13 protein-coding genes are annotated in these 12,611 nt (G+C 35.6%); 2 read left to right on the forward strand and 11 right to left on the reverse strand.

Going from position 1 to position 12,611, the window contains the following annotated elements; translation table 11 throughout:
* Window positions 1–29 precede the first annotated feature (29 nt).
* Genes ABD005_RS02885 through ABD005_RS02895 form a run of 3 tightly spaced genes read right to left on the reverse strand, consistent with a single transcriptional unit; the run spans window position 30 to window position 2,269 of the window.
* Window positions 30–785, reverse strand: a complete 756-nt coding sequence (locus ABD005_RS02885) for a TIGR04219 family outer membrane beta-barrel protein (protein WP_215978767.1) — start codon at window positions 783–785, stop codon at window positions 30–32.
* 4 nt (window positions 786–789) lie between these two features.
* A complete protein-coding gene (locus tag ABD005_RS02890) occupies window positions 790–1,785 on the reverse strand; it encodes a DUF2333 family protein (RefSeq protein WP_343814753.1) in 996 nt (331 codons plus the stop codon).
* A gap of 31 nt (window positions 1,786–1,816) precedes the next feature.
* Window positions 1,817–2,269 (reverse strand): copper chaperone PCu(A)C, encoded by a 453-nt coding sequence (locus tag ABD005_RS02895; RefSeq protein ID WP_343814756.1) that lies wholly within the window; start codon window positions 2,267–2,269, stop codon window positions 1,817–1,819.
* Between the two features lie 85 nt (window positions 2,270–2,354).
* On the opposite strand from ABD005_RS02895, the gene ABD005_RS02900 reads away from it, so the two are divergent.
* Window positions 2,355–3,092 carry an enoyl-CoA hydratase-related protein gene (locus ABD005_RS02900; RefSeq protein WP_343814759.1) on the forward strand — a complete coding sequence of 246 codons (738 nt, stop codon included), beginning with the start codon at window positions 2,355–2,357 and terminating at the stop codon, window positions 3,090–3,092.
* A 12-nt stretch (window positions 3,093–3,104) separates the two neighbouring features.
* Here the strand turns inward: ABD005_RS02900 and ABD005_RS02905 are convergent, their stop codons facing one another.
* The 8 genes from ABD005_RS02905 to ABD005_RS02940 all read right to left on the reverse strand — a co-directional run bounded on the left by ABD005_RS02905 (window position 3,105) and on the right by ABD005_RS02940 (window position 11,636).
* A complete protein-coding gene (locus ABD005_RS02905) occupies window positions 3,105–3,446 on the reverse strand; it encodes a hypothetical protein (RefSeq protein ID WP_215978763.1) in 342 nt (113 codons plus the stop codon).
* Window positions 3,447–3,528: 82 nt separating this feature from the next.
* Window positions 3,529–3,759: a PspC domain-containing protein gene (locus ABD005_RS02910; RefSeq protein WP_343814764.1), complete on the reverse strand. Its 231-nt coding sequence runs from the start codon at window positions 3,757–3,759 to the stop codon at window positions 3,529–3,531.
* Between the two features lie 113 nt (window positions 3,760–3,872).
* Window positions 3,873–4,535: a phage shock protein PspA gene (gene pspA, locus ABD005_RS02915; protein WP_343814767.1), complete on the reverse strand. Its 663-nt coding sequence runs from the start codon at window positions 4,533–4,535 to the stop codon at window positions 3,873–3,875.
* 276 nt (window positions 4,536–4,811) lie between these two features.
* On the reverse strand, window positions 4,812–5,171 hold the full coding sequence (locus ABD005_RS02920; RefSeq protein WP_215978760.1) for a hypothetical protein: 360 nt from the start codon (window positions 5,169–5,171) through the stop codon (window positions 4,812–4,814).
* A 1,066-nt stretch (window positions 5,172–6,237) separates the two neighbouring features.
* Window positions 6,238–7,233 (reverse strand): tRNA dihydrouridine(20/20a) synthase DusA, encoded by a 996-nt coding sequence (gene dusA, locus ABD005_RS02925; protein ID WP_343814769.1) that lies wholly within the window; start codon window positions 7,231–7,233, stop codon window positions 6,238–6,240.
* A 439-nt stretch (window positions 7,234–7,672) separates the two neighbouring features.
* Window positions 7,673–8,785, reverse strand: coding sequence for a hypothetical protein (locus ABD005_RS02930; protein WP_343814772.1), 1,113 nt, complete (start codon window positions 8,783–8,785; stop codon window positions 7,673–7,675).
* 301 nt (window positions 8,786–9,086) lie between these two features.
* Window positions 9,087–10,457: a hypothetical protein gene (locus tag ABD005_RS02935; protein WP_343814775.1), complete on the reverse strand. Its 1,371-nt coding sequence runs from the start codon at window positions 10,455–10,457 to the stop codon at window positions 9,087–9,089.
* A 102-nt stretch (window positions 10,458–10,559) separates the two neighbouring features.
* Entirely contained in the window at window positions 10,560–11,636 is a 1,077-nt protein-coding gene (locus ABD005_RS02940) for an acyltransferase family protein (protein ID WP_343814778.1), read from the reverse strand.
* Window positions 11,637–11,860: 224 nt separating this feature from the next.
* On the opposite strand from ABD005_RS02940, the gene zur reads away from it, so the two are divergent.
* Window positions 11,861–12,307 carry a zinc uptake transcriptional repressor Zur gene (gene zur, locus ABD005_RS02945; RefSeq protein ID WP_215978752.1) on the forward strand — a complete coding sequence of 149 codons (447 nt, stop codon included), beginning with the start codon at window positions 11,861–11,863 and terminating at the stop codon, window positions 12,305–12,307.
* Window positions 12,308–12,611 lie beyond the last annotated feature (304 nt).

A 12,611-nucleotide genomic window follows, 5' to 3' on the forward strand; every position in this document is an offset into this window, starting at 1 on the left:
CGCCTTTTTCATTTTATGGTGGTTATATTTTAAAAGTGCACAATAGCACCGGCAAAAAAGCCATCAAACGTTAGGTCACTATAAAAATCATCTAAATCATTTAGTTCAAGCTTAACCGTGCGGTAGCCAAAGGTTAAATCAACATCAACCGCTAAGTTGTCTATTAATTCATAACTAATGCCTGCTTGTGCATCATAAACGGTTTGGTCGTCATAGGTGATGAAGTTCGCTTCAGCAAAAAAGTTAAACCCTGTAAATGGCAAACCAATAACCGTTGAAAGGTAAGCCATAGGAATATAACCGGATGCTGATAAGTCACTTGTATATAAAGTCGCAGGCTCTGCCACTTTAATATAGGTATCAAGATCACGGGCAGTTAAACCAAAGTCAAAAACTAATAAGTCATTATCAAATAATTCATAGTAAAGCGTATAATCAATATAGCTTGCTTCTAAAGTGGTATCTAAAGTTGCATTAGAACTATAAGTTTGACCATTAAAATTAAAGCTTTTAGCTACCTGAGTACCACCAATTGTATCTAATGTGGTACTTGATATTTTTGCATTAGGAATTAAAGGAATTGGGTGCTCAAAAGCAACAAAAAAGCTTCCTTGCACTTCGTCATTAAAATCAAATGCTGATTGGTTATTACTACCATCACCAAAACTACCACTTGCTTTACTTGCCCAAGCTTGACCACCAATATACAAACCTAATAAGGTATCGGCCTGTGCACTAGTAGACATCATGGCCGCAAGCCCTAATGCTAAAACTGTTTTTTTCATTAACTTATCCTTTACTTAATAATTCATTTAAATCAATCAAGGCTGCATTAGCGCGTGAAATGTAATTCGCCATCACCAATGAATGGTTAGCTAGCATGCCAAAACCATCACCGTTTAATACCATAGGGCTCCATAGGGTTTCTTGGCTTGCTTCTAATTCACGAATAATTTGCTGTAAGCTAATACGCGCATTTTTATTTGCTAAAACACTATCAAAGTCTATTTCAATCGCTTTTAATAATTGCAGTAACGCCCAAGATGCACCACGCGCTTCATAAAACACATCATCAATTAACCACCAACTAGTTTTAATTTGTTGCTGCAAATCACCTTGGCTTGATTGCTGCGCTTGTTTATCGCCAGCTAAGTCTGTATTAACTTGTTCACGACCAACACTAGCGCTTAAGCGGTGCGAGTAACTACCTAGACGTTTTTGTACTTCTTCTATATAAGCACGTAAATTATCTGCACGTGCATAAAATTGAGCTTTGTCGTTTGAGTTAGCGCTCACTAAAGCGGCGCGATAAGCATAAAGGTGACTAATTGCCTTGCGATACTCTGATTCAGCACTCGGCATCGCCCAGTTTTTATGATTAATATTGAAACGAGGTTGTGCTTCTTTAAGGTGAGTATTAACCAACGATTGAGATTGTGAGCGACTAAAATCTTTGCGCATCACTAGCGCCATATCTCGCACCATCTCTAACACACCAAACTCCCACGCAGGGATATTATCTAAAAATACTGAAGGAGGTAGTGCGTCATTTGATAAATAACCACCAGGCTTGTCTAATAAAGTTTCAGCCACTTTAATCAACGTTGTTGTGGTGGTATAACCAACTACAGGTGCAACATTTTCAGTTTTTGCCGCCTGTATAACCTCTTGCTTAATATCTAAAAAATCTGGCTCAAAGCTCCAGTAAACACCAACACCATAAAAAAACACACAGACAACGAACCCTATAACGGTTATTGACTTTGTGGATAAATTGATTTTCATAATCCTCTCCTAGGATAATGCTGAACAACAGTTACTTAAGTGCTTTAACAGGCAGTTGAATAGTTAACTGTTGATCGTTGGAAAAATGTAAGGTGATATCGACTTTGGTTTCAGGCGTTAGTTGTTCCGTTAAATCAAATATCATTAAATGTAAGCCATGTGGTTTCAACACTATGCTGCTATTTGCATTTATGTCAATTTGCACTATTTGTCGCATGCGCATCATACCATCATCCATGCTATGTTGATGCAACTCAATACGTGGCGAAATTTTACTGCTGACCCCAACTAAAGTCACTTTATTTTCGCTGTTATTCGCCAATGTCATATAAGCTGAAGAAATGGCAGTACCGGGAATACTTGCTCGTACATAGCCATCAGTGACGTTAATTGCGTCTATTTCTGCGGCGCTACACTTAAACCCGCTCAATAACAATAAAACTATTGCAACAGTAACGCTCATAAATCCGTTAATTTTTTTCATTTTACTATACATCCTTCTTAACAAGCACTAAGGTTTATAATCACATCTTTATGATAACAATGCATTGTAACTAAGCTAGGTGCAAATGAATAATTTAATACTAACAACAGAAAAAAATAAAATTTTCACTATCATCCTTAATAGAAGTGATAAAAAAAATGCTCTCAGTAGCGCTATGTATCATGAATTGTGTCAACACTTTGAGTACGTAAACAATAATAATAACATTCATTGTTTAGTGATACGCGGTGATGAAAACTGTTTTTGCGCTGGCAATGATTTACACGATTTTTTACAATGCTCTCCTGATGATGAACTGGTTGCTTTAGAATTTGTCAAAGTACTCGCTAATTTCACCAAACCTTTAATTGCAGGTGTCGCGGGTGTCGCTGTAGGCATTGGCACCACCTTACTATTACATTGCGACATGGTTATTGCTGCCGACAATGCGCACTTTAAACTTCCCTTTACTCAGCTCGGTTTATGTCCAGAAGCTGGCTCTAGTTTATTACTCACTCGTCTTGTGGGTCAAAATCGTGCATTTGAATTAATGGTGCTGGGCAAAAGCTTTAATGCTGAAAAAGCCTATCAATATGGTTTAGTAAATGAAGTTTGCCAAGCTAATGAACTTATTCAAATAACAGAAGCGACTGCATTGAATATTGCTCAATTACCAAATGATGCGGTGATGACCAGCCGTCGTTTAATTAAACAAGCAACACAATCTGTTGTTAATGACGTCATCAACGATGAAGGTACAGAGTTTGCTCGTTTAATAAATACGCCTGCGTGTAAAACTATTTTAGGTAAATTTTTCCGCTAATGATCAAACAGGTTAGCTATATTGTTCGGGTTGTTTTTCTTTACTGACCAGCCAAATCAGTAACGCGATTAATAATATTGGCCAAAAAATACCAATGGTAACCATCGCGAGAGTACCTACAACCATCACCGCAATAAAAATAAAACTACCAAAAACGCTTAATACAATAGCCAGCCCAACTAAAACAAGTGCCAGCATAACTAATGCAGAAACGCTAATAGCTTGTATGGGCTCAACAAACTCACCATCCATTGTGATATTTACGTCAGCGAATTGTAAAAAACCGGTACCAAACACATAAGTTAAAAATAATGTTGCCACAATAGCCAACAATAAAGATTTTCCAAAACTCATACGATTCTCCTTAACTTATTGATTTAATGGCTAGTAACTAGAACTCGCCTATTAGATGAAGCTTAGTCGCCGTTTATCGACACTAATATGAGCGACTTGACGGTAGTAATACACTTGCAACGATATAAGCTACGCCCGTTGGAACAGGAAAAACAATCAATGATGCTATTGCTGCAATACGTACTCCAAGGCGTGGTAAATCATAATGCTTTGCAATACCTGCACATAGCCCCGTGAGTTTTTTATACTGTTGATCTTTTGATAAACTCTTATGAACATCTTTTGCTCTTGAATATTCTCTATCGTAATTCATAATTTGCCTCTTATTGCTCTGCTACTACTACAATTGTTTAGTGCCACTTCAATACCAACTACCGTGATTCAAGTGGCAAAACTTCTCACATGTTTAACCGGTAAATATAACGGTTACGCATTTACCGTTTGCTGTTTCATTGCTGCTAACTCTTGCTCGACCGCATCGTTTTGCGCTAACTCATCGATTTGTGCCGAAAGCCCTTTTGACTCAGTTAAGTCATACGCTTCTACTTCTGCTTCAAGGCGATCAATTTTTTGCTGATAGCGCTCAAAACGACCGATTGCTTCATCAATATTATGTACCGCTGCTTTTTCACGAACTTTTAATCTAACCACTGCAGATTCTTCTCTGCGTAATATTGCTTCTTGGCGACGTTTTGCCTCATTAAGCTTATCTTGCAAACGCATAGCGTCGTCTTGTACTGCGGCTAAATATTCATCCAACTGGGTATTAGCTTCATGTAAATGCTCTAACTCGGCTTGTTGCTTATGCTTTTGTGTTAAAGCCGACTTAGCCAAATCTTCTCGGTTTTTTGCTAATGCCAGTTCGGCTTTTTCATGCCAATGATCAACACTGTTTTGAGTAGACTTTATTTGTCGAGCCAGTGTTTTCTGCTCAGCAATGTTTTTAGCCGCGGTGGTTCGTACTTCAATTAACGTTTCTTCCATTTCGGTAATGATCATGCGAATCATTTTTTCTGGGTGTTCGGCTTTATCTAACATACTGTTGATATTTGCATTAACGATATCGGTAAAACGACTGAATAATCCCATAACTTTCTCCTAACTTTATTAATATTTGTGTGCTGTTATTGTTGTGAATGAGTAACTAACCTGAGCTCGGCTTAACAAATGTTTCTCTAGCAGCTACTTTGTCCTAACTTCTTCGTTAAATTTACTGGCAATAGGCCAGCTATTGACGCTAAATTTGCCTTGCTTATCATATGAAAAGAAGAAAAACTATTAAGCTAGCGATTCAGACAAGTAACTTTTGTTGATATTTCAATTTGTTAAATATCTCTTAAACCGCGTTCAGGTTAACCATTAAACTTATTTTTCGATGTTGGCTGCTTTTGCTAATAACTTAGCTTTTTCTTGTTGCTTATCCGTGTTCACCATTTCGTTTGATGGTAATGACGAAATACTTGTATGTTTAAGTAAGCTATTCGCTAATGTTTGTATTTCTGAGTCTATTGTTTTTTGTAGCTGCACATTTAGCTCGTTCATTATTTGCTTCCCTTGCGTAACCACAAAATCACTCACTGCGGCCTCAACTGATGACGTTTGTGTTGCACTTGCATTAACGCTAAATAATGCACCCGCAACTATCGCCATAACCAACGCTGTTTTTTTCATGCCTTTACTACGGTTAATGCCTGTGTCTTTTTGTAAAGTTAATGTGTTCATCATAAAATCCTTCTTGCTCAGTTTTTAAAATATAATCAACAGCTGAGAATAAATTAATGCAATTTTTAGCTGTTCGCGTTTTCGTTGTTACTAACATTACAAGTGTTGTGCCAAAGCTAATTTATTCTTTAATCGATTGATTTATAACAATTAAAAATAACAACAATGAAAAAACAACAATAGCGACATATTATGTCAAACTATTTTTTGGTAAATATAACCACATAAATTAGTCAAATTAACCACTTTTGTTTTTCCCTAAACAGTCAGATTTAATGACTTCGATCTCGATATAAAAGTAAGTAAGATCTTCTAGCAATGAACAACAATTAGCATCAATCCCCTAGAGAGAGTTAAACGTTATTTTGGGAGGGAGCTATAGAGTTATTAATACAAAAGGTACTAATACTGAATAAACTCAACTGAATTGAACCTAAATTGAGCAGAGCAAAAAAGTGAGTGAGCTTAAAAGCCACACACCTAATTAAGAGGTGTTTGAAGGTTGGTGAATTAAAGACTTACGGTAAAAAGTGTATTATGAACAGTGTTCATAAACGACACTCATGTAAATATGTATGATCACATACAGAGCTTGCTTGACAGCATTTAGAAATAACCAGTGAGTCTGCATTGAAAAGAATTAAATCGCGTACCTCATCAAAAAGTCAAAAGTACTTATTACTGTTTATAGCTTATCAGCAATATGCTTTTCTAATACGCGTACAACAAACGACATCATAACTAAACATAGTGGTGGCGCCATCATTAATGTGAATAACGTTGATGTATCTAACATAGAATTTCCTTTTATTTACCAATCTATTTGTTACTAAGTTGCAACAACTGTTACAAAGGTTGTGCCATTTAAAATATTTTTTATAATAGATTGATTATTAAGGAGTTATTTTATTGCTTATTAGTGTAATAAAAACAACCGCTTTCATTGGCAACAAAAAAAACCAGTTATTTGTGTAAAACACTAATAACTGGTTAACTTTCACATTAATTTACAACGCTATTTCTCGATATTGATAATACGATCCCACAAATGGGAATTTACGCTGAGAAACTATAGATCTGGGTTGAGTGCCACCACTTTTGCGTAAGCATCTGTAAGTATTTTACCATCTGCTCCATCTTTGCCTGCACATTCACTAAGGTGACGACGAAAGTGCCTTGCGCCCGCTAAGCCATTACATAAACCTAACATATGACGTAAAACATGCCATGCACGCCCGCCCTCACTAACCGTATAATTAATATAATCGACCATAGTATTCATCACCTGCTCACGGGTAAGAATACTATTGCTTTCGCCATAAATATCATTGTCTGCCGTTGCTAGCATATAAGGCGAGTTATATATTTCACGCCCAATCATTACACCGTCGACGTGTGCTAAGTGCTGATTGGCTTCTGCAAAAGATTTAATACCACCATTAATTGAAATAGCAATATTACTGAAATCCTGCTTTATTTGATAAACACGAGAGTAATCAAGTGGTGGTACGTCGCGATTTTGTTTTGGACTTAAGCCACTTAACCACGCTTTACGTGCATGAATAATAAAATGCTCACAACCTGCCTGCGCCACTTGTTCAACAAAGGTGTGTAAGAATTCATAACTGTCTAAATCGTCAATACCAATGCGTGATTTTACCGTTACTGGTACATTAGTTGCTGCTTGCATTTCATTAACACATTCAGCAACTAGTGCTGGCTCTGCCATTAGACAGGCACCAAAGCGGCCATTTTGAACTCTGTCTGACGGGCAACCCACATTAATGTTCACTTCGTCATAACCATATTGTTCGGCAATTTTTGCGCACTCAACCATAGCTTTTACATCACTGCCGCCGAGTTGAAGCACTAACGGATGCTCAGCCTCGTTATAGGCAAGATAATCACCTTTACCATGCAAAATAGCGCCTGTGGTAACCATTTCAGTGTAAAGCACCGTATGTTTAGACATAACACGATAAAAGTATCGACAATGACGGTCAGTCCAATCGAGCATAGGCGCAATGCTAAGCCTATGATTTACGAGGGTTTTATTGGTTATCATTAAGGCGGTCTTTGTATGAAAAACGATATTATAGAAAATTTTAAGGGCTACAGTAAGGCCAAATAAATATTGGTACACCATTAGAGCACTATTTTTTAGTAGGACTGAATGATAATTATGATTAGCAATTATACGGTTTATTAACCGCAAATAGTATAGCTCTTACAGTACTGCCTATAAAGTTTAGGCACAAAAAAAGCTCCGTAAAGGAGCCTTTTTCGTTATTCGAAAACACTTAAGGGCCTACAACTTCACTCTCAAAACTAACAATCGAAATATTAATAGCATTCATAACTTTCTCCCAAGAAATTATCGATAACGAAATCTGATTACTAAACCAGAGTCTTTATATTATAGTAAATGACGCCAAGGTCAACAAGTACTGGTAAATATATTTACACTCACTGTCAACAAAAATCACCAATACTAGTAATTATACTTACTCTTCTTTCTGAAACTGTTCTTTAGAAAAAAGTACTGAAACTTTTTCACCTGGCTCCACTTCGCCTGTTGTAAATTTATGTATATCACCAACTTTCAAAGTAACTAAACGTTCTTTTTTATCATCAACATTTATACGAAATAACTCTTTAATTCTATCAGCAAATGTTCTATTAATAGGTTTGATCAGCTTTAAATATAAGTCCATTTTCGTGTCGTTTTTTATTTCATAATTTTGTTCAATTGTATATCGAACATTACTTGAATTAAACGGTTTTGATAAATCTTGCCACATTAAGCTATGTGTTAAATAGGTAGCTGTTTCGTAAGGTGCTAACTGCAACTGAAGCGATTGATCAAACTCTCTATTTTCATCACTACTTCTGATAGCCACAGCGTGCGGTAGTACTTTGCTTTTATTATCTTTGCCATTTCTATGTTTAATCACCTGCATTTTTAACACCTTAATAATGTAGTCGCTATCAAATTCAAACTCATCAGGTTTTACTTTATATCGAAGCTCATCAGAAAAAGGGTGGTTATGATGAATATTTTTAATATCGCAATCAGTCTGTACTGACAAATGTATAAATTGTTCACAATCAGACAATTTATCAATAGTTAACACCCTATGAACATTAGGGCTAATACAAGCAAGGAAAGATATTTTCTTTTGTAAATATAATCCTATATCTGAACTCATATCTATTTCAGGAAAGAGATTTTGTATTTTACGCTTATAATCATCTTCTTTCGGATCTCTTAGACTGCGCAATGCAAAAACAGAAGATATTAAGATTAAAAATACTAAACTATCTAGAGTTGAAGACGCTACAGATTTCCAAAAATTAATAGACTCTGTATTTAATCTCCCAGGGAAAGCGGCATCGAAAACTGTTGAATCTATAAATATTTCATTTGCTCTAATTAATACAAACATAAACCAAATGAAATATAAAAGTAGCGCTACGATTAATAAAAAACCACTAAACCTTTTAGCTTTATTTGAAAAAAAACGACCAACTGCTTCAAGCTTTCTTTCAAACAAATAATATACAACAAAGAGCACAATTATCGTAACTAAACTATACCCTAATACATCCCAAACCATTTTTATTACCTATACAAAAGCTGCTAACAACCATCTTATTAAATGCTTCATCCAACAACAATTAGAGGAGGATAAAGCCAGTTAAGCTTAATCTATTATAATTAATTTTTAAAAAACAGAAATAAGAGTACACCACAATACTCTACAGATCATATGTTTATTAAATATCCGTCCAATCGAGCATTGGGGCAATGGATAACTTGTGAGAGATCATAACGTTAAATATAAAACCTAAACAAAGTAAATGATGGGGTATGAAAAAGCTCTTTGTCACAAGTAATACTGTTAAACGAATACCTGGTTATAAATCTTTCACTTCGCCCATAGCTTCAATATTAACGATTTCAGAGCGATTAAGGGTGATTTTAAAACGCTGTAACTTTTCACCTTCTTTAGTGAGGTGATGAAGTATTAAGTTTATTTGATAGCGCCGCTCAACCGCTTGACCCGATATTTTCTGCCCTTCTAATGAATACAAGCGCCCTGCTCCTTTTTTTAAAAAACGAACAAAGGGCGTTAAATTGAAAGTTATTCTTTGCTGTATTTCGTCATAACCCGGCAGGAATTCTTTGGCTAACACTTTATTATCGCAACGAAAATGAATTAGCCTTGCCGCTTGCTTATTTTGTTGCCGACGCTGTTGCAATAATTCGTTAACCGCTTTAGGCAAGTCTTTGCTTTTAATATATTCCAACCACAATATTTTACTTAAAATACGCTTTTTACTAACGCTATGAGTAAAAAGGTGTTGCCATTTAGGCCGGCCTTTTTGTATTTTTCGCCAAATCAGGTTCGTTAAATCTTCTTTAAAGGTTTCTCGCAAACCATAAATAACACCAAGAAAAGCAATTAAGGCGATGGTGACTTCGGTATAGTTTGAGCGGGCATTTAAAACCAATAACATAACAAATGCCATAATAACAGCCGTAACAACGCCGCGTACTAAACGCTTTAAATTAACGTTTAAGTAGCGAGTTTGCTTTTTAAAAACAACACCGTACTCAATAAGTCGCTGTAGTAATCGCATTTTATTGGTGATGCGATTTGGATCATCTAACGTAACTTGTGAGTTATATTGATTTTCAACGCGGTAATTATTTTCATCTCGACAAAAAGAAAGTAAAAAGTCGCGTTCAACGGTAAAATCACTACTTTTAGGCCCTTTATTTAAGAGCTTTAAAAAGGACTGTTCGATATGCCAACTTAGGTAATTATCAGCGTTTTCAAAGAACGATTTTAATTTGTTGTCTGGCGGAGTATAACGTCTGAGTTTTTTGGTCAGTGAGGTAATTTGTTCAGCTAACTCTAACGCTGCAGGATAAAACTCTTCAGCGTCTTTAAGCTTAAGAGTTTGCTTGATATCGGCATCAAGCGCTATTTTAATTTGATATGAATATAAGTTAAGGTTTAAGCGGTAATCGCTTTGCTCACCCTTAGTTTGACTGATAAAACGGCTGCGTACTAAAGGTAGGTGTAGTTCATCAGCGTAATAAGCACTGTAACATTTTATATTACTGTAAAAGTAATCTTCTTCATTGAGCGTGCTTGGATTAATGCCCATTTCAACGGGTAAAGAGAAGTATAAGTCAATGCGTTGATGCTCTTGAGGCAGCATCTGGTAGCTTAAACTGAAAGATAAATTTTCATCTTGGTTTAGGGTAATTTTTTTCACTCGTATAAATAACTCCTTTAATTAATGCTCCATAAGCTATTTAACTATAACAAATAAATTGGATAACTCCCTTTTATATTTAGTAAAAGGGAGTTATTTACTTTAGATTTTTATGAAAATTTTACGTTGATATAGTTTCAATGATACATACCAAAATACGGCCACATGGCTGAATGCAAAAATAAATGAAGCAAGCTTAGCATCAAATACATTAGCAAGTTGTTGATATAACCACGCATACATGTTGCTATCGCCGATATTAATATGGAAATAAACAATCACTACAACAAACGACAGTACATATACAAACAGTGGGTTTGTTCCGTAAACTAATAATGGCTCAGCAAGTTTTTGCTGTTTCATAATGTCGATTAACCAAATAAAGGCCGCTAACAATAAGCACGCAAAACCTGTGGTGTAAATAACATAAGAAGAGGTCCACAATGATTTGTTAATTGGTAAAATCAAGCTCCAAAGCGCTCCAAAACCAACAGCTAAACCACCAATAAGTGTTAACTTAATAACACTAGATTTTTTATCTTTAATACTGGTTAAATAACGTGTTAATTCAAAGCCCAGTAACATATTAACCACGGCAGGTATTGTGCTTAATAGGCCTTCAGGGTCAAAAGAAACCCCACGCATAGTGTACATTTGATTAGCACCTAAAATAGCTAAATCAACCTGACGAATAATATTGCCTTCAAGGGTATAAGCACCATCGCCAGCCATTAATAATAATGCCCAGTAACCTAATAGAATAAGTGCTGATGAAATTAATATTCCACGACGATTTAACAGTAGCACCATTGAAGCTGCAATAGCATAAGCAATACCAATACGCTGAAGAACGCCCATCACTCTTAAGTTTTCAAAATCAATAGTGAAGGTAAATACGTTAAGCATAAAACCAATGAAAAACATGATAAAACCACGTTTTATAATTCTTTTAAATTGCTCAGGGCTTGCTTTATAGTCAATTTTCTTAAAAGAAAAAAACATAGCAGAGCCAATAATAAATAAGAAAAAAGGAAATACGAAATCGGTTGGTGTAGCACCATGCCAGTCGGCATGTAACAGTGGCGCATAGACGTGCGACCAGCTTCCAGGCGTATTCACTAAAATCATTAAAGCGATGGTTATACCTCGAAAGGCATCAAGGGCAAGATAACGAGTCATGCATTCTTCCTACAAGTGAGTAACAATAAAGACAGCGCTGTCTTTATACTAAAGTACAGTTAGTATTGTAAAGTACCCCCTACAAAATGGCGAATGCTTTATTTAACGACACTATTTACTTAAGCAAACAACCTTAATAAACGGCTCTTAAATTAAGTTAACTCATTATAAAGGCTATGTTACACTGCTTTAAACTGTAAATTTATAAACGATAATTAAGTACTATGACGGCACAATCATTACTAATTCAAGCACAACAGGTTTGTCAAAAGAAAGGCGCTCGCTTTACCAAAGTAAGAGAGCAAGTTTTCCTTTTGTTGGCTAACCATGAAGGCGCTGTAGGTGCCTACGACCTATTAGCTGAGCTGAAAGAGCTTGACCCTGCAGCAAAGCCAGCAACTATTTATCGTGCGTTAGATTTTTTATGTAAACAAGGCTTTGTTCATAAAATAGAATCAATTAACGCTTTTGTTATGTGTCATCATTTTGGTGAGTGTAACCATCCCGTACAATTACTAATTTGTGATGAGTGTGGGCATGTTGAAGAAATTCAATCAAACAATTTTGATCTAGCATTACGCGCGATGGCAGATACTAATGGGTTTACTATTACCCATCAAATAGTAGAAGCCCATGGTAGTTGTAAAAATTGCCAAGTTAAGCCTCAATAGTTAACAATTAACTGACTTAGCTAAAACCGTCGTTATTATGACGAATTATGCTTTATCGTAATATTTTCGCTAATTTAGTGGTAAAAAATTACATACTCGCCGATACTTACCCAAGAGAAGTTAAACGAGTGAATTCTCTCAGTAAATATTACAACGGCGAAAGTATTTAATGATAATCATACATAGATATGTTTTAGGTTATTTATATTACTCACACTGCCAATGATTCACGTTTAAAGTGTTAACTATTAAGCTATTTGATTTACATTTATAAAATAACCATGCAAAATCAAATAATAATTAA

The organism is Colwellia asteriadis, from assembly GCF_039523295.1.
Classification (GTDB): domain Bacteria; phylum Pseudomonadota; class Gammaproteobacteria; order Enterobacterales; family Alteromonadaceae; genus Colwellia; species Colwellia asteriadis.

Bases quoted from the DNA above. Each gene is read 5' to 3' on its own strand.
- ABD005_RS02895 (WP_343814756.1), bottom strand. From the start codon at position 2,269: ATGAAAAAAATTAACGGATTTATGAGCGTTACTGTTGCAATAGTTTTA.
- ABD005_RS02900 (WP_343814759.1), top strand. From the start codon at position 2,355: ATGAATAATTTAATACTAACAACAGAAAAAAATAAAATTTTCACTATC.
- ABD005_RS02930 (WP_343814772.1), bottom strand. From the start codon at position 8,785: ATGGTTTGGGATGTATTAGGGTATAGTTTAGTTACGATAATTGTGCTC.
- ABD005_RS02940 (WP_343814778.1), bottom strand. From the start codon at position 11,636: ATGACTCGTTATCTTGCCCTTGATGCCTTTCGAGGTATAACCATCGCT.
- ABD005_RS02905 (WP_215978763.1), bottom strand. From the start codon at position 3,446: ATGAGTTTTGGAAAATCTTTATTGTTGGCTATTGTGGCAACATTATTT.
- ABD005_RS02920 (WP_215978760.1), bottom strand. From the start codon at position 5,171: ATGATGAACACATTAACTTTACAAAAAGACACAGGCATTAACCGTAGT.
- dusA (WP_343814769.1), bottom strand. From the start codon at position 7,233: ATGATAACCAATAAAACCCTCGTAAATCATAGGCTTAGCATTGCGCCT.
- zur (WP_215978752.1), top strand. From the start codon at position 11,861: ATGACGGCACAATCATTACTAATTCAAGCACAACAGGTTTGTCAAAAG.
- ABD005_RS02910 (WP_343814764.1), bottom strand. From the start codon at position 3,759: ATGAATTACGATAGAGAATATTCAAGAGCAAAAGATGTTCATAAGAGT.
- ABD005_RS02885 (WP_215978767.1), bottom strand. From the start codon at position 785: ATGAAAAAAACAGTTTTAGCATTAGGGCTTGCGGCCATGATGTCTACT.
- pspA (WP_343814767.1), bottom strand. From the start codon at position 4,535: ATGGGATTATTCAGTCGTTTTACCGATATCGTTAATGCAAATATCAAC.
- ABD005_RS02890 (WP_343814753.1), bottom strand. From the start codon at position 1,785: ATGAAAATCAATTTATCCACAAAGTCAATAACCGTTATAGGGTTCGTT.